Annotated in this window: 17 protein-coding genes; 8 read left to right on the top strand and 9 right to left on the bottom strand. The window is 67.6% G+C overall.

The window, feature by feature from the left end:
- Positions 1–156: 156 nt before the first annotated feature.
- From GV792_RS03325 to GV792_RS03335, 3 genes are all read right to left on the bottom strand, one after another.
- Entirely contained in the window at positions 157–2,277 is a 2,121-nt protein-coding gene (locus GV792_RS03325) for a bifunctional lysylphosphatidylglycerol flippase/synthetase MprF (protein WP_163822063.1), read from the bottom strand.
- Positions 2,274–3,425 (bottom strand): hypothetical protein, encoded by a 1,152-nt coding sequence (locus GV792_RS03330; RefSeq protein ID WP_163822064.1) that lies wholly within the window; start codon positions 3,423–3,425, stop codon positions 2,274–2,276. Before GV792_RS03330 ends, GV792_RS03325 begins: the two co-directional genes overlap by 4 nt.
- Before the next feature lie 156 nt (positions 3,426–3,581).
- The gene (locus GV792_RS03335) at positions 3,582–4,478 is read right to left on the bottom strand and encodes a LysR family transcriptional regulator (RefSeq protein WP_163822065.1); all 897 of its coding nucleotides are present in this window, start codon (positions 4,476–4,478) and stop codon (positions 3,582–3,584) included.
- 79 nt (positions 4,479–4,557) lie between these two features.
- Between GV792_RS03335 and GV792_RS03340 the strand changes: the two genes are divergently transcribed.
- From GV792_RS03340 to GV792_RS03355, 4 genes are all read left to right on the top strand, one after another.
- Positions 4,558–5,499 (top strand): EamA family transporter, encoded by a 942-nt coding sequence (locus GV792_RS03340; RefSeq protein ID WP_163822066.1) that lies wholly within the window; start codon positions 4,558–4,560, stop codon positions 5,497–5,499.
- Positions 5,496–6,128, top strand: a complete 633-nt coding sequence (locus GV792_RS03345; protein ID WP_163822067.1) for an NAD(P)-dependent oxidoreductase — start codon at positions 5,496–5,498, stop codon at positions 6,126–6,128. The genes GV792_RS03340 and GV792_RS03345 overlap by 4 nt, the downstream gene beginning before the upstream one ends.
- Positions 6,129–6,224: 96 nt before the next feature.
- Complete coding sequence (locus GV792_RS03350) at positions 6,225–7,109, top strand: SMP-30/gluconolactonase/LRE family protein (protein WP_256673737.1); 885 nt, start codon at positions 6,225–6,227, stop codon at positions 7,107–7,109.
- A gap of 147 nt (positions 7,110–7,256) precedes the next feature.
- Positions 7,257–8,294 carry a methyltransferase gene (locus tag GV792_RS03355; protein ID WP_163822069.1) on the top strand — a complete coding sequence of 346 codons (1,038 nt, stop codon included), beginning with the start codon at positions 7,257–7,259 and terminating at the stop codon, positions 8,292–8,294.
- A 14-nt stretch (positions 8,295–8,308) separates the two neighbouring features.
- On the opposite strand, the gene GV792_RS03360 is transcribed toward GV792_RS03355, so the two are convergent.
- Entirely contained in the window at positions 8,309–8,782 is a 474-nt protein-coding gene (locus tag GV792_RS03360) for a nitroreductase/quinone reductase family protein (protein ID WP_163822070.1), read from the bottom strand.
- 3 nt (positions 8,783–8,785) lie between these two features.
- On the bottom strand, positions 8,786–9,385 hold the full coding sequence (locus GV792_RS03365) for a PadR family transcriptional regulator (RefSeq protein ID WP_309138575.1): 600 nt from the start codon (positions 9,383–9,385) through the stop codon (positions 8,786–8,788).
- A gap of 311 nt (positions 9,386–9,696) precedes the next feature.
- On the opposite strand from GV792_RS03365, the gene GV792_RS03370 reads away from it, so the two are divergent.
- Positions 9,697–10,560 (top strand): LLM class F420-dependent oxidoreductase, encoded by an 864-nt coding sequence (locus GV792_RS03370; RefSeq protein WP_163822233.1) that lies wholly within the window; start codon positions 9,697–9,699, stop codon positions 10,558–10,560.
- 49 nt (positions 10,561–10,609) lie between these two features.
- Here the strand turns inward: GV792_RS03370 and GV792_RS03375 are convergent, their stop codons facing one another.
- Both GV792_RS03375 and GV792_RS03380 read right to left on the bottom strand, forming a co-directional pair.
- Positions 10,610–11,389, bottom strand: a complete 780-nt coding sequence (locus GV792_RS03375; RefSeq protein WP_163822071.1) for an SDR family oxidoreductase — start codon at positions 11,387–11,389, stop codon at positions 10,610–10,612.
- Positions 11,390–11,391: 2 nt separating this feature from the next.
- Positions 11,392–12,615 carry an acyl-CoA dehydrogenase family protein gene (locus tag GV792_RS03380; RefSeq protein WP_163822072.1) on the bottom strand — a complete coding sequence of 408 codons (1,224 nt, stop codon included), beginning with the start codon at positions 12,613–12,615 and terminating at the stop codon, positions 11,392–11,394.
- Positions 12,616–12,788: 173 nt separating this feature from the next.
- On the opposite strand from GV792_RS03380, the gene GV792_RS03385 reads away from it, so the two are divergent.
- The 3 genes from GV792_RS03385 to GV792_RS03395 are packed head-to-tail and all read left to right on the top strand — an operon-like array spanning position 12,789 to position 15,007.
- Positions 12,789–13,415: a dihydrofolate reductase family protein gene (locus GV792_RS03385; protein ID WP_163822073.1), complete on the top strand. Its 627-nt coding sequence runs from the start codon at positions 12,789–12,791 to the stop codon at positions 13,413–13,415.
- A 33-nt stretch (positions 13,416–13,448) separates the two neighbouring features.
- Complete coding sequence (locus GV792_RS03390) at positions 13,449–13,778, top strand: YciI family protein (RefSeq protein WP_163822074.1); 330 nt, start codon at positions 13,449–13,451, stop codon at positions 13,776–13,778.
- Entirely contained in the window at positions 13,775–15,007 is a 1,233-nt protein-coding gene (locus GV792_RS03395) for an RNA polymerase sigma factor (protein WP_163822075.1), read from the top strand. Before GV792_RS03390 ends, GV792_RS03395 begins: the two co-directional genes overlap by 4 nt.
- 26 nt (positions 15,008–15,033) lie before the next feature.
- Here the strand turns inward: GV792_RS03395 and GV792_RS03400 are convergent, their stop codons facing one another.
- Together GV792_RS03400 and GV792_RS03405 are read right to left on the bottom strand one after the other, a co-directional pair.
- Positions 15,034–15,714, bottom strand: a complete 681-nt coding sequence (locus tag GV792_RS03400; protein WP_163822076.1) for a TetR/AcrR family transcriptional regulator — start codon at positions 15,712–15,714, stop codon at positions 15,034–15,036.
- A 56-nt stretch (positions 15,715–15,770) separates the two neighbouring features.
- The gene (locus tag GV792_RS03405; RefSeq protein WP_163822077.1) at positions 15,771–16,844 is read right to left on the bottom strand and encodes a carboxymuconolactone decarboxylase family protein; all 1,074 of its coding nucleotides are present in this window, start codon (positions 16,842–16,844) and stop codon (positions 15,771–15,773) included.
- Positions 16,845–16,851: the final 7 nt, after the last annotated feature.

The following is a 16,851-nucleotide window of genomic DNA, read 5'->3' on the forward strand; positions in this document are numbered from 1 at the left end:
AGGACCGCCCGATCGACTCATCGGTCGCGGCCCGATCGATCCCGGCGTCGCCGTCCGCGATTGCTCGTTGTCGGCCTCGCCGCGCCTTCTCGGGCTCACCGACAAGGAAACAAGCTAAACCACACTCGAGGTCAAGTCACTCGATTTTTCGCGGGATCAGCCGCGCGGCTCCCGCAGCATGGCCGCCAGCTGGCGCGGAGTGGCGGTCGGCAGATACGCGCGCGAAATTGCCACTCCGATGCGCGGGAGGTCGGCTTCGTCGCGGAAGCACAGGTATATGCCCACATAGCGCGGGTTGAACTTGGTCTTGAAGTGATGCAGTGAACGGAATCCGTAGAACGGTTCGAGCGCGGCGCCGATGAGGTCGAGCCCCTTGTCGATCCCGCGGATGTCCCCGGAGTCCTCGGCGCGGGCAAGGGGGGCGCCGGACAGCGAAACGAACTCTGCCCCTTCTTCTTTGAATGCCAGCGCTGAACGCGCGATGAGGAATTCGATGGTGTTGTTCGCGTCGGGCGTTGTGCGTTTGCGCATCACATCGAGGGTCCATCCGCGAATCCGCTCCCCCGCGCCGTAGACCGGCAACCAGGACAGCACGGCTTGGACGTTGTCGCCGACGCCGACGGCGAGCGCGACCCGGACCTCGTCGTCGAGGGCTTCCTCGACGGTGCCGAGGGTGAAACCCATTTCGGGCAGGCCCTTCTCACCGACCCATTGTTCGGAGATCTCACGGACCTGGGTGAGTACCCCGCCGGGTTGCTCGGCGAGCCTGCCGAGCACGAAGGTGGTGCCCGCCTTGTCGGCCTTGTTCATCGCCGACCGGATCTTCTGCCATTTCTTACCGGCCAGTTGCAGCTCCGGCAGGTCGATCAGGGTGTCTTCGGCGATCTGCAGGGCCCGCCACCCGAGCTGCCGGGCCACCGTCGCGGTGTCCTCGGAGACGGAGAACAGGCACGGGATCATCGCCTGCGATTCGGAGAAGGCCCGGAAATCGTCGATGACGGCCGCCGATTGCGCGGGTTCGCATACCGGGTCGGCCAACGCGATCACGACACCGGCATGGCGCCGGAACCCGATGACCGCCTCGCGCCCCCGCGGAAAGAAGTAGTCGATACCGTCCCAGGTGATCATCCACGACATGGTGCTGCCGCCGAGTCGGCGAATCAGCGATCGGGCGTGGCCGGCCGGATCGTCGGTCGGCTCGCCGCCACCGACGACCGTCCGGCGCCGCGGCACTGTGAACGCGCTGCGACCGGCGATCAGCAACACCGCTTCGCCCGCCCACAGCAAGCCGGTGCCCGCGGTGACCGCGCCGAGGCTCTCGTAATCCGTGGTGACGACCAGGACCACCACCAGCATCGTTGCGATGACGGCGAACAGCGCGTACAACAGCGTCACCCACCACGCCCATCGCCTGCCGCGGCGTAACTGGTCGGCCAACAGGCCTGCGACGACAACGGTCAGCACCGGCGACCACCACGCGTCGTCGGAGGCGGAGGTGGGACCGAATGGTCCGTCGCCGGGGACCAAATACACCGTCACGTGTACCAGGGCGATGAGCCACAGGCCGATCGAGGCCACCAACCGAGCCTCGCGGTTGGTGCGCGGGCGTATCCCCCGCTCCTGACGCGCATACCACCGCTCCCCCGCGAAGACGAAGACGACGAAGGCGATCAGGTGCGCCACATCGGCGAATCGGCCGAGGAACAGGAACGACACGATGACGTAGCCGTACAGCACCGCGCGTCCCCGCAGCCGCCACGGCGAGGGCACGGTCGCGGTGGCGACCGCGAGAACCGCGATCACTGCCGTTGTGCAGCCGACATCGCGCACTCCCGCCAGCTCGACCGCCCATGGCCAGTTGGTCGCTTCGGCCGCGACGATCAGCCCGCACGCGCCGAGCACGCCGATCAGCTGCCCAGAGACCGCGACAACGAGGGTGGCGCGCGTCCCGAGCCGCCACTCGCCGATGCCGAAGGCCGACGCGACCAGCAGAACCATGGACACGTACTGCCCCGGAGTCGGCCCGAACCACGGCCCGAGCAGGAGAGTGAGCCAGCGGCCGTCCCGGAGGGCGGGGACGCCGTAGGCGACCGAATCGAACCAACCGGCCTCCGAGACTGCCCGCCAGAATCCCTGGGAGACCAGGCCGGTGACGATGAGAACGACACAGACGACAACGGTCAGCGGGAAACGCCTGGCCCCGGCAGCTCCACGGCGCAGAAACCCAATGATCCGATCGCCGCCGGTGCGGCTGGATTCGGCCAACTCAGCTGTCACGGCTGCGCCTCGGTAGCGGGCTTGCTGACCTTCGACACACCGGGCAGCCGTGCCGCATTGCGGCGGATCGTGCGCGCCGAAGCCGATCCGCCCACGAGATAGGCCACCATCGCGACGATCACGCCGATGACCAGAACGATGCTCAGCGTGCTCCACAGGGGTTGAGCAACGGTGTCGAACACTGCCGCGGCCGCATCCGGTGAGCGGACGGCTTCCCCGAGATGATCGAGATACAGCGAGCGAACGAACTGGATGGCGAGCGCGAGCACCGCCATCGCCACTGCGACTGCCACTCCAAGCGTTGCCGTCGCCCGACGGCGAGAGCCGGTGGGCGCGAGGGCGATCGCCGCTGCTGCGGCGAGCAGCGTCACCCACGGCAGGACGCCTGCCGCACGGTCGAGGGCGTCTACTGCACGTCGTGCCTTGGCCAGTTCGGGTGATTGCGCCAGCACGAATTGTGTATCGACCTGCGGGATACGTTCGGCGAACACGAATCCACGCTCCAGCAACCGAGCTTTGGCCTCGTCGATGATCGGGGCCAGCGAGATGCTGATCGTCCCGCTGTCGTCGATGTCGACCGCCGCGATCCGCGTGTCCCCGGTCAATACGGCAACGATGTTACGGTGGGCGGCGCGGTTCGCCCGGCTCCAGAGGTCGGCGAACCGGTCGGAATCGATCAGCGAGGCGACCGTTTCGTGCACGAAATCCTCCGCCTGGTCTGCGATGACGGGCGTCAGGCCTGCGATGACACGTTCACGCCGTTCGCCATCGGCGGCCACATCGGCCAACGCTTGCGAGACCGCCGCCTCGATATCGATTCTGGTGACGATCTCCTCGGTGACCCGATCGGTGAGAGCGGCTGTGACCGCCGGGTCCGTCGCCAGGGGTGCGACGGTGTCGACATAGCTGTCGGTGTCGAGAATCGCGCTGTGCGCGACGCGAGCCAGCACCGTGGCCATCGCCAGGACGCCGGTCACGACGAGGAGCACGATCACGGCGGTCCAGCGCAGGCGGTGCCTGGGCCGAGGGCCAGCGGCCGTGCGCGGCCCGCCGGAATCTGTGCGCGAGTTCGTGCGCTCCGCGCCGTCGTCGGGCACCTGCCCCGCACTGTTATCGGGCGAGGTGCTGCCGGTATCCGCATCCGCCATGACCGATCCTGCCGATTGTCATCGTGTATGGCCGTAGACGTGTCGGTTCACTCTGACACGTCCGCGACCCCCGACAACAGCATCGCGCGCGGCGAGCCGTTGGTCCTCACCCGTGGAGGATGATCGCGGCATCACGACAGCGCGTTGGCCGGCCTGCTAGGTCCTGGCCGCCGGGGACGGTGTGGCCGGGATGCCGAGGATGTCGAGAAAGGCGGTCGCCGCGGGGGTGCGTGTGGTTCGGCCCCAGACGACGTACTCGACGCGTGTCGGCCCGTCGGTGACCTCGATGGTCACCACACCGCTCAGGTGCGGCACCCAGAGCGAGGGAAGCATGGCGATACAGAGGTCCTGGCCGACGAGGCGGGCGATGTAGTCGGCGGAAGTGACTTCGAAGGCGACATCACGTTCCAGCCCGGCCGCCGCGAAGGCGAGGTCGGATTGGGCGCGTCCGGCCGTTCCCGGCGGAAGGTCCACGAAGACCTCCGAGGACAGTGTGCGCATATCGACCTCCGAGGCGTCCGCGAGTCGATGCCCCGGTGCGACGACGGCGACGAGCCGATCGCGGGCGAGTTCGTGCGCGGCGACTCCCTGGGGTTGCGCGGTGGGCGGCAGCCCGAGGAACGCGACGTCGAGGGTTCCCTGTTCGACGTGCTCGGCCAGACCTTCGCTGGCGCCCACGCGCAGGTTGATGCGCACGTGCGGGTACCGCAGCCGGAACTCACGCAGCACCGTGGGCACGTCGACCGCGGCGACCGATGGGATCAGGCCAACGGCGAGCCGTCCACGGATCTCACCGACGGCCGCAGCGACTTCGGCGGCCGCACGGTCGGCGGCATCCAGGCATTGCCGGGCGGCAGGGAGGAACGCTTCGCCCGCGGGTGTCAGCCGCACCCGGCGGCTGGTGCGCTCGAACAGTCGCGCGCCGAGTTCCCTTTCCAGGCGCGCGATCTGATGGCTGAGGGCCGATTGCACGACAAGGCATCGTTCGGCGGCGCGGGTGAAGCTGTTCGTCTCGGCAACGGCGAGGACATAGCGCATCTGCTGAAGCTCCATCCATCAATCGTGAATCACGATCGTTGCAGTGACAAACATGTGTTGGATTCATTGATCGAATCCGGGTGAGATAGTGAGCATGAAAAGCTCAGCAGCGGAGCTGGTTTCCACCGGACCAGCCACCGGCCCAGGCTACGGAAACCTGCCTCTCACCGCACTGACAGCGCTCACCCCTATCACCTGGGGGACGACCTATGTCGTCACCACCGAACTCCTCCCGCCGGGACATCCGGTATTCGCGGGGCTGCTGCGCGCGCTGCCCGCAGGCCTGATCGCGCTGGCATTCACCCGGATGCTGCCGCAAGGCTCCTGGTGGTGGAAGGCAGCCACGCTCGGTGTGCTCTACATCGGACTGCCGTTCCCGCTGCTGTTCCTCGCGGCCGAGCACCTGCCCGGCGGCGTCGCCGCGACCCTGGCGGCAGCGCAGCCGCTGGCAGTGGCGCTGCTGGCCGTGCCGGTGTTACGCGAAAGCCTGTCGGCGTGGCGGCTGGGCTGGGGGTTGATCGGCGTCCTCGGCGTCGGCCTTGTGGTGATCGGGCCGAGCGCGGGCCTCGACACCGTCGGTGTCGTCGCGGGCGTCGCGAGCGCCGCATCGATGGCGCTGGGTCTGACGCTCACCAAACGCTGGGGGCGCCCGCCCGAGATCGGGCCCACCGCCTTCGCGGGCTGGCAGCTCACCGCCGGTGGCCTGTTCCTGCTGCCCATTACGTTCCTGGTCGAAGGCCCACCGCCGGCGATCGATGCGCATGCGGCCCTCGGCTACCTCTGGATGGGCTTGGTGGGCGGTTTGTTCGCCTATGTCGTGTGGTTCCGTGGTATCGGCGCATTGCCGGTCACCTCGGTGGCGGTGCTTGTGCTGCTGTCCCCGCTGGTGGCGGCGATTCTGGGTGCGGTACTGCTCGGTCAGACCCTCGGCCCGATCCAACTCACGGGATTCGTGCTCGCGCTCGCCGCAATCGTCGCGGGCCAACTGCCCGCACCTGGAGTTTCTCCGCTGACATCGAAAGGAAGTACCCGATGAAGATCGCCGTTGTGGGCGCCGCCGGCATGGTCGGCTCGCGCGTCATCACCGAAGCCGCGAGCCGCGGCCATGAGCTCGTCGCGGTCTTCCGGACCTCGCGGCAGGCCGACCTGCCGCCGGGAGTGGTCGCCGTCGCCGGTGATGCGAACGACTCCAGCCAGATGGCCGGATTCTTCGAGGGCATCGACGCGATCGTGGCCGCGGCTCGCCCCGCCCCCGGACACGAACACGCCGTTACCGCAACGACCACCGCCCTGCTCGACGCGGCCGCCGAGACCGACACGCGCATTCTCTTCGTCGGCGGCGCCGCCCCCCTGTCGATACCGGGCACACCTGACCTGCTGGTTCTCGACAGCCCTGACCATGTGCCCCCGCACATTCGCGCCATCGCCGCGGCCGGCGTCGCGCAACTGGACACCTGCCGCGCCCATCCGGCGAGCTGGGTCTATCTCAGTCCACCGGCGATCCTGGAACCCGGCCGGCGCACCGGGCGGTACCGGCGCGGAACCACCACCCTCCTCACCGACTCCGGCGGTACGTCCCGGATCTCCGCCGAGGATCTGGCCGTCGCCGTGGTCGATGAACTCGAAAATCCCCGTGAAGACATTCATTTCACCGTCGGATACTAGGTGGGACAACGGCACGTCCTCGCCCCGACAACGACGGAGGGCGCAGTGCATCGACTCTTCTACACGGCAGCCGTATTCGCTTGTCTCGCTGCAACTGTGCTCGTACCGGCGCAGGCGGGCGCACAGCAGCCGTTCCCCACCACGATCGACCTTCCCGCCGGTTTCCAGCCCGAAGGCATCGCGATCGGCGCGGTGCCCGTGGCCTACTTCGGTTCGCGAGCAGACGGCTCCCTCTACCGTGCCGACCTGGCGACCGGACGCGGTTCGGTCTTCAGCCGCGGGCCGGGCACCCCCGCGCTCGGCCTCGCCATCGACTCTCGGGGCCGGCTGTTCGTCGCCGGAGGCACGGGGGGCCATGCCCGCGTGGTGGATGTCGACACCGGTGCCGTACGGGCGAGCTACCGGCTCGGCACGCCGCCGGACACTTTCGTCAACGACGTGGTGCTCACGCCCGCGGGTGCGTGGTTCACCGATTCCCGCACACCGGTGCTCTATCACCTGCCTATCGGCCGCGACGGCGCGCTGCCCGCCCCTGAGGCGGTGGTGCGGCGACCGCTGACCGGCGACATCGGCTACGTACCCGACGCGATCAACGCCAATGGCATCGTTCGCACACCCGACGGCACCGGGCTGATCATCGTGCAGTCGGCGACCGGGCAGCTGTTCAACGTGGACCCCGCGTCGGGTGCTACTGAACGGATCGATCTTGGCGCCGAGACAGTGCCAAGCGGTGATGGGCTGCTCCGGCAGGGCAACACCCTGTTCGTCGTGCAGAACCGGCTGAACACGATCGCTGTTGTCACCCTCGATGATGCGGGAACGACCGGCACCGTGGAGCGGCGCGTCACCGACCCGCGTTTCGATGTCCCGACGACCGTCGCAGCCTGTGGTGGACGGCTGTATCTGCCGAACGCCCGGTTCACCACGCCACCGGAGCCGACCACCCCGTATACCGCAGTCGCCGTCGAACGGCCCGGATAGCGCAGCGGGTTATCCGGGCCGGCGTAGGCCTCGGGCTACCCGGGCCGCAGGACGGTTGCCTCGTCCAGAGCCCGTTGGGACACTTGCGGGTGCCGGACCAGGCAGGGTAGCGATGGTTCGGCATCGGTACCGACCGCGGGAGTGCTCATGGCAACGGCCAGCGAGAAAGCAGAACCGGACGGCCAGGAGCCGTCGGGGTGGCAAGTGCTCGGCCCGCTGATGGATCTGGTGACTCCGATGGCGGTCCGGGTCGCTGCGACATTACGTCTGGCCGATCACCTACGGGAGGGACCGCTTCCCGTTGAAGAGCTGGCCCGTCTCTCGAGTACCGATGCCGATGCGCTCGGCCGCCTGCTCCGGCATTTGGTCTGCCACGGCATGTTCACCGAGCCGAGCCAAGGGACGTTCGGGGACAACGACATCGCGGCTCTGTTGCGCACCGATCACCCGGCGACGATGCGGGCCTACCTCGACCTCGACGGGTTCTTCGGGCAGATGGATATCGCGTTCACCGGGCTGCTGCACACCATCCGCACCGGACAACCGGCCTGGGAGAGCGTGTTCGGCGCGCCGTTCTGGCAGTACCTTGACCGTGATCCGGCGATGGGCGCCTCCTTCGACGCGGCGATGGCGATCGGTATGGAGCAGGCGGCCGACGAGGCCAACGGCTACGACTGGTCCGCCGCGCGGCACGTCGTCGATGTCGGTGGTGGGACCGGGACCATGCTCGCCGCGGTGCTCGAAGCCAACCCAGGGGCACTCGGCACCCTGGTCGATCTGCCGGAGACCGTCGAGCGCGGCAGGCTGAAACTGGCCGCGCGCGGGCTGGCAGGCCGTTGCACGTTCGTCGGGCAGAGCTTCTTCGACCCGTTGCCCACCGGCGGCGACGTCTACGTATTGTGCCGCGTGATCCACGACTGGGACGACGAGCGGGCGGTCACGATCCTGCGCCGCTGCGCCGAAGCCGGCGGGGACACCGGCCGTGTGGTTCTCATCGAAGGCTATGACTCCACGGGTGATCCGGCCGCGTTCGCGGAGATGAACTTGCGCATGCTCGTGCTGTCCGGGGGCCGCGAACGCAGTATCGAGGCGTACACCGCCCTGGCGGCCGAAGCGGGCCTTTCGGTGGCGGGGGTTCATCCGACACGCCTCGGCCATCTCGCCATCGAATGCGTCCCTTGCTGAACGAGCCACGACGGTCAGGAGCCGACCACAGCGCCTACGGTGCGTGCGGGCTCGATCCGGAAGACGGGGCAGCGGGGCGCTGCGGCGGCGAACGCTTCGGGATCAGCGGATTCGACCGCACCGGAGTTCAGCATGAAACGCACCCCGTGCGGCACCTCCTGCGGGAACGCACGCAGGATCGGCTCGCGTTCGGCCACCGGCAGTTCGATCAACGAGACCCGTTGCTTACGACGGCCTTTCGCGAGAACACCCCATCCCGCGGCGCGGGCGTTGCGCACCCAGTCCGCATCCTCGAACCCACCGACCACGTAGGTGCTGCCGTCGACGGTCAACGGGGACACCGGGGTGGTGCGCAGGGTTCCGGTCTTACGGCCGGGCACCGACAGCACCCGCATTGTGCCCACGGCCAGGCCGACTCCTTGCAGCGCTATCACCACCCGGTTGAACGGCTTCAGCCGCCGCCGCATCCGATCGTTGCCACTGGTCATGATCTACTCCTTCTCGCCGTCGGAACTCGGATCGACGTCCGGCCACGACATACCGTGGTCGATATCGCGCGCGACGCCGTCGAGCCAGTCGATTTCAGCGGCCCGCTGGTGCTGGAGGAACTCCGCCTCCAGGAGCACCGCCCGTGGCACTCCGGACGAATGCTCGGCGACCATCCGCGCGGTATCGGCGTAATCCTCGCGCAATCGCTGGGCGCGCAGCCGCAACAGCCGCGCCGCCGCCTCGGGGCCGAGTGCGGGTAGATGAGCCAGTGCGGCAACGAACCGCGGATACTCGTTGACCGGTTCGGTGAGCATCTCTGCCAGCAGCTCGTACAGCAGGGCTCGGCCGGACTCGGTGATCTCGTAGACCGTGCGTTCCGGCCGGGAACCCGCGCGCGCTGTCCCGAGCTGACGCACCAGCTCGGCCCGCTCGAGCCTGCCGATCGCGTCGTAGAGCGACCCACCGCGCATCTTCACGACATCGTCGACATGCCGCTCGCGAATGGCAATCTTCATCTCGTACGGATGCCGCGGCCGCTCCGCCAGCAGTGTGAGCACCGCCAGCGTCAGCGGAGTATGTAGCGCACGCAGTTCCCGAGCCACCGAATCTCCCTAGTCGAGCTCGTCTAGTCGAATTCGACTATAGCGCGCTACTCGCGATGCCGCCGCCCCATCCCGGCGAATGTTCGCACCCCCAGGGCCACCCGCGATCACAAAACTGAAACACGTTCTTGCTGGAGCCGCTCCTGTTGGCTAACATCCCGTACACCTGTCCAGACACATGCGACGTGCTTGGACGCTTCGACACCGTGGCCCCTTTCACCGGGGTGGCGGTGCCACGCGCCGAGGCCGATCCACCTCGGCGGACCCGAAGGAGTGCACACATGACCGGCTCTGTTTCCCTCGGCGACGCCTTGCGTTTCGGCATCGTGTTGTTCACCAGCGATCGCGGAATCACACCCGCCGCCGCGGCGCGAGCAGCCGAAGACATGGGGTTCCACTCCTTCTACGTGCCTGAACACACCCATATCCCGGTGAAACGAGAGGCCGCCCATCCGCAGACCGGTGACGAGTCCCTCCCCGACGACCGCTATATGCGCACCCTCGATCCCTGGGTGGCATTGGCGACGGCGGCGGCGGTCACCGAGCGGATCGAACTCTCGACCGCGGTGGCCTTACCGGTCGAGCACGATCCGATCACTCTGGCCAAGACCATCGCCTCGCTCGATCATCTATCGGGTGGACGGGTGGTGCTCGGTGCCGGATTCGGCTGGAACACCGATGAACTCAGCGACCACGGGGTGCCCGCGAACAAGCGACGCACCGTATTGCGGGAGTATCTGGAGTCCATGGCCGCGCTGTGGTCACAGGAAGAGGCCGAATACCACGGGGACTACGTGGATTTCGGGGCGAGCTGGGCGTGGCCGAAGCCGGTGCGCGGCTCAGTGCCCGTGCTGATCGGCGCCGCGGGGACCGAGCGGACCTTCCGGTGGATCGCCACCTCGGCCGACGGCTGGATCACCACACCGGGAGAAACCGATATCTCCGACCGGCTGGCGTTGCTGCGCAAGATCTGGACCGACTCCGGCCGCCCGGGAAACCCGCGCGTGGTCGCACTCGACATCAAACCGAATGCCGAGCGGCTGGCCGAATGGGCCGAATGCGGTGTAACCGATGTGCTGTACGGGCTGCCGGACAAGCCGGAGCCCGAGGTCGTCGCCTATTTGGAACGGTTGTCGGACAAGCTCGCCCATATCGTCGCGCCGACGGCAAATTGACGAAGGCCGGGGCCGCACCCGGTGCGGCCCCGGCCCTCCCCGCCGCGGATCACATACCGGGCACCCCGCCGCGGAACAGCGTGGGGTCGCCCAACCGTTGCCCGCCGTCGATCACCATCACCTCACCGGTGATCCAGCGCGCCGCATCGGACACCAGGAACGCGACCGCACCGGACACATCGTCCGGCTCACCGATCCGGTCCAGCGGGGTGGCCGCCGCGACCAGCGGCTCATGCTCTTTCCACAGCGCTTCGGCCAGCTTCGTCCGCACCACGCCGGGTGCGACCGCATTGACGCGCACTTTCGGCGAAAGCTCCAGTGCCATCTGCCGGGTGAGATGGATCAGCGCCGCCTTGGACGCGTTGTACAGGCCGATATTCGCCTCGAAACCGAACCCGCCGATGGAGGCGGTGTTCACCACGGCGCCACCGTGCTCACCCATCCAGGCCCGGGTGGCCAACCCGGTCCACAGGATCGGCGCCCAGAGATTCACATCGAAGGTCTTGGCGAATCGGGCGTGATCCTGGTCGATCACCGGCCCGAAAGCCGGATTTGTCCCCGCGTTGTTGACGAGGATATCGATGCTGCCGAAACGTTCGAGCGTGGTGTCGACGCACCGGCGGGCCGCCTCTTCGTCGACAGCGTGCGCACCGATACCGAGCGCCTTCGAGCCGATCTCGGCGGCGGCCGCCTCGGCGGATTCGCTCGAACGCGATGTCACCACAACATTCGCTCCTGCCGCGGCGAGTGACTGCGCGATGGCGAGGCCGATGCCGCGCGAGGCTCCGGTGACGATGGCGGTGCGTCCGGTCAGATCAGTTCCGGTCATTGTCAGTTCTCCCCCGCCGCGTCGCGGTACTTGCGCAGCTCCTGCTTGGCGATGGCCCGCTTGTGCACCTCGTCCGGCCCGTCGGCCAGACGTAGTGTGCGCAGATGCGCCCATGCCATGGCGAGCGGGAAGTCATCGGTGACGCCCGCGGCGCCGTGCACTTGGATGGCCCGGTCGACGATCCGCAACGCGATCTGCGGCGCGGCCACCTTGATCGCGGCGATCTCGGTACGCGCCTCCTTGTTGCCGACGGTGTCCATCAGGTAGGCCGCCTTCAATGTGAGCAGCCGGATCATCTCGATCTCGATGCGCGCTTCGGCGATCCAATCCTGGATATTGGCGTTATCGCTGATCGGCCTACCGAAGGTCACTCGCGACCGCGCGCGCTTGCACAGCAATTCCAACGCACGCTCGGCCATGCCGATGGCTCGCATGCAGTGATGGATGCGGCCGGGTCCGAGCCGGGCCTGACTGATGGCGAAACCCTCCCCTTCCCCTTTCAGGACGTCCTTGGTTGGCACCCGCACATTGTCGAAATCGATCTCGGCATGGCCCTCGCGGTCCTGATATCCGAACACCGGCAGCCCGCGCAGCACCGTGACACCTGGCGCGTCGATCGGCACCACCATCATCGACTGCTGGCGATGCGGCGCCGCCGACGGATCGGTCTTGCCCATCACGATCATCACCTTGCAGTTCTTGTGCAAGGCGTTGGAGGCGAACCACTTCCGGCCGTTGAGGACGTACTCGTCACCGTCGCGCACCATCGACAGCTCGACGTTGGTCGCGTCGGAGCTGGCCACCGCGGGCTCGGTCATCGCGAAGGCCGAGGCCATCGTCCCGTCCAGCAGCGGCTTCAGGTACTTCTCCTTGTGCTCGTCACTGCCGAACAGGGTGAAGACCTCGATATTGCCGGTGTCGGGCGCATTGCAGTTGCACGCTTCCGAAGCCAGCGGACTGCGGCCCATGATCTCGGCCAGCGGCGCGTATTCGAGATTGGTCAGCCCCGGCCCCCAGTCCGGATGCGGGTGGAACAGATTCCACAGGCCGCGCGCACGGGCCTCGGCCTTGAGTTCCTCGAGGATCGGCGGCTGGAAATGCGGATCGCCGGAGGCCCGCATCTGCTCCTCGTAGACGGCCTCGGCCGGATATACGTGCGAATCCATGAACTCGAGCAGATCCTGCCGGTACTTTTCGGCGCGATCCGAGATCTCGAACAGCGACATCTGACCTCCTGTCGACGGGTGATCCGACCGTACTTGAAACCGGCGTCAACTTCAATTAGGCAGCGGGTGAATTCCTCGTACGAATACCGGGCGGCGATGTCGGATCTGGGAGGTGGTGTTCGTGGAAGGGATGAGCGACGCTCACCGGAGCGTCCATGACCGCAGGAGTGATCATGAAGCTGACGACCGTCACCAACGTCTCCGTCGATGGTGTGATGCAGGGACTCGGTTCGTCCGAGGAAGACCGCAGGGGCGGATTCGAGCGCGGCGGATGGGCGATACCACTGTTCGACGACGAGCTCGAGGCCTTCCTCGGCCGGATATACCAGCGCGCCGATGCATTCCTGCTCGGGCGCTGGACCTTCGAGGTTTTCGCCCGTTCCTGGGGCGCGATCGAAGAGATGATGAACAGCCCCATCGGGCGTGCGTTGAACACCCGTCCCAAGTACGTGGTATCGACCACGCTCACCGACCCACAGTGGGCCGATACCACCGTCCTGTCCGGTGACCTCGCGGCCGCCATCCGCGAGCTGAAGGCCGGCTCGGAGGGTGAGCTGCAGGTGCACGGCGGCGGCACCCTGATCCGCTGGCTGTTGGACAACCACCTCGTCGACGAGATCACCCTGCTCAGCTATCCGGTGATCCTCGGCCAGGGAACCCGGCTGTTTCCCGCCGCCGGCCCGGATACAGCACTGGATCTGGTCGACTCTCAGGTCACATCGAAAGGGGTGACCATCCAGGTCTACCGACCCGACGGGCGCCCGCAGTACGCGACCCCGCCATCCACCGCCGCGTCATAATTGTCCCGAACCCGCACAGGAGAAGATCGTCAGATGCAATTCCTGGTTTCCGTGATCGACGAGCGAACCGGCTCCGCCACCCCGGACGAGATGGCCGCCATCCGTGCGTTCAACGAGCGGCTCGTGGCCGAGGGCCACTGGGTTTTCGCCGGCGGCCTCGATGCGCCCGGCACGGCCACCGTCATCGATAACCGGGGCGAGGAGGCGTTGTTCACCGACGGCCCCTTCGTGGAGTCGAAGGAGTACCTCGCCGGCTTCTGGATCATCGAGGCGCCCGACCTCGACACCGCGCGCGAACTCGCCGCCGAGGGGTCCGAGCACTGCCACCGCAAGGTCGAGGTCCGGCCGTTCCTCGCCGAGTGAACGCGACCGACGTCCGGCTGGCGATCGCCCGGGCCCACCGCGCGGAGTGGGCGCGGGTGGTCGCCGCCCTGGCCAGGCGTTTCGGTGACCTCGATATCGCAGAGGAGGCCGCCGCGGAAGCGTTCGCCGTTGCCGTCGAGCGCTGGCCTGCCGACGGCATACCCCCGAACCCCGGCGCCTGGCTGACGACCACCGCCAACCGCAAAGCCATCGACCGGATCCGGCGGGAGAACAAACGCGGCGACAAGCACAAGGAGGCGCTGCTGTTGTCCGACGACGACCCGCCCGAGCCGCTGGGGGCCATCGACGACGAACGGCTGCGGCTGATCTTCACCTGCTGTCATCCCGCGCTCGCCATGCAGGCACGCGTGGCGCTGACCCTGCGCATGGTCGGCGGCCTCACCGTGCCCGAAATCGCCCGGGCCTTCCTGGTGCAGGAGAGCGCGATCGGGCAGCGGATCACCCGCGCGAAGGCCAAGATCGCGGCGGCTCGTATCCCGTATCGGGTGCCATCCGCAGCGGATCTGCCCGCCCGGGTCTCCGGTGTGCTGGCCGTCCTTTTTCTCGTTTTCAACGAGGGCTATTTGGCGACCGGTGCCGGCACCGATCCGGTTCGTGACGACCTGACCGCCGAAGCGATCCGGCTCACTCGCCTCCTTCACGCCCTCATACCCGAGGACGGTGAGGTGGTCGGGTTGCTGGCGCTGATGCTGCTCATCGAGGCTCGCTGCACCGCCCGGATCTCGCCGGGTGGCGAACTGGTCCCGCTCGACCAGCAAGATCGCGGGGCCTGGGACACCGTGCTGGTCGCCGAGGGGCATCGGCTGGTCCGTGAGCGCCTGGCCTCCGGTCAGGCTCCTGGCCGCTACCAGATCCTCGCCGCGATCAACGCTGTGCATACCTCCGCTCGCGACGTGCGCGATACCGATTGGTCGCAGGTCGTCGCGCTCTACGACCAGCTCGCCCGCCTCGACTCCTCCCCGATCGTCGCTCTCAACCGTGCCATCGCCGTCGCCGAACTCGACGGCCCGGAGGTGGCGCTGGCGGCCGTCGACCGGCTCGAGGACGCGCTGGGCGGCTATCACGCCTACCACGCGACCCGCGCCGACCTGCTGCGCAGGCTGGGCCGCAGCCAGGACTCGCGCGAGGCCTACACCAGAGCCATCGAACTGGCGGGCAATACCGCGGAGACGGTCTACCTGACCCGCCGCCGCGACCAGCTGGGCTGACGCACGGACACCAACCAGCAGGAGCGCTATGCCTTGGTTGGCATGCGCAGAGCGTTCACCCACAGCCGCGTAGCGGTGTAGGTCAGCTCGTCCATCGTCACCGGCGGGTCGTCGGGCGCGATGACGAAATGGGTGAACGCGAGCCTGCTCACCATGCTCGACAGCGCACGGGAGGCGAGCAGCGGGTCCAGCTCCGGGTCGGCGAGGCCGCGGCGTTGCAGATCGGCGATGCTGCGGGCGTTCCGCTGGATGAACGCATCCCCACGCCGCTGCCGCAACTCGGCGAATTCGGGGTCGATCGTGGCGACCTGCTCCAGCAGCGCCATCAGCTTGGCATTGCGTTTGTAGGCCTCGAAGTAGGCGCGATTGCTGGCCTCGACGATGCCCGCGGGGTCGTCGTCCTCCGGTATGTGTGGCATACCGGGGTGCATCATGTCTTCCTGCGCCACCTCGAGCACCGCGGCGAAGATCTCTTCCTTGCTCGCGAAATAGGTGTAGAAGGTGCCCGAGGAGCATTTGGCCGCCTGGGTGATGTCGATCAGCCGGGTCTCGAGGTAGCCGTTGCTTTCGAAGACTTCCCGTGCGGCGCTGACCAACGCGGCGCGTGTGCGCAAACCACGCTGCGTCGAGGGCAGTTCACGCAACAGGGAGGTGCGCGCCATCGACGGCGCCTGCGCGTCGTCGGCGTCCGTGATCAGCTCTCCCATGCAGCATTTATACCGCTCGACGCCATCGAGACGATATCGGCGACCCCGTCGGCGGGTCAGCCGCGGTTGTTCATGATCGCGGCGTAGACCCGGTAATTGCCGACCAGCGGCACCACCTCGAGCAACTGTTTCACCGAGAAGTGGCGGCGCAGTTCGGTCCAGGTGCCGTCACTGATGAAGTACTCGGTATCCAGCTCGTCGACCGCACGCAGCAGCGCCGCCTGCGCAGGCGTCGCATCCGGACCGTCGGGCCCGGCGGCGACGACGGCGGCCGTCTCCGGATGGGCAGCCGAGCGCATAGTCCATTCGCCGACCGGACCGACCCGCCACAGCATCCGCTGGATGGCGAGCTCCCGGTCGGCAGGTCCGAGCTTCATCCGTCGCGCGGCCACACCGTCGATGCGGCGCACGATCCATGCCGTCCACGGGTGGTTGAGCGCGAACTCCGCGGTGATCTCCGGATCGTGTGGCACCCAGATGCGCGGGCCGGACGGCGGTGTGACCGTGGTGATCTCGGCGGGTTGCGGCGCCAACGGCCGATCCTTACGCGGGCGGCGTGGCCGTGCGGGCGATTGTCGCGACGCGCGGGGTTCGAAGTCGAACAGCTCCCCCGGCGGGCAGAAGTTGTTGACCATGGCCAGCACCTCGTACATAGCGCCGACCGAGTACAGCTCCCGGTACTGGCGTGGCGACAAGTAACCGAGCAGCCGCTGTTTGGTGGTCTCGGAGATCAGTTGGTCCTCGTGCAGTTCGTCGACGGCGGTGAGGATCGCAGCCTGGCGATCGTTCCACAGCGCCGCCGACGGGCCCTCCTTGATCGCAACCAGGTAGTCCGCGTCTTTGCGCAGGACTTTGGCGGTGAGCACGTGGTTCTCCCATTCGAACCGGCCACCGCAGTTCCAGCTGCCACGCAGCGCGATCAGTTCCCAGTCCGCGACGGGCAGGATGGGGTGCGCGATTGCCAGCAGGTGGATGTTGTTCACCAGCATGGTCCAGGTGCCCATAATGGTGAAGTGGTGCAGTACCGGCACCACGATCTCGGAATTGGGCGGGGCGAACCGCCACGGCAACGGGTTACGCAGTCGCGGGCTGCCCGGCCGCGACCATCCCAACTCGACCTGCTCGCTCATCGCCGGA

Origin of the sequence: Nocardia cyriacigeorgica (genome assembly GCF_010868145.1) — a bacterium.
In the GTDB taxonomy this organism is placed as follows: domain Bacteria; phylum Actinomycetota; class Actinomycetes; order Mycobacteriales; family Mycobacteriaceae; genus Nocardia; species Nocardia cyriacigeorgica_D.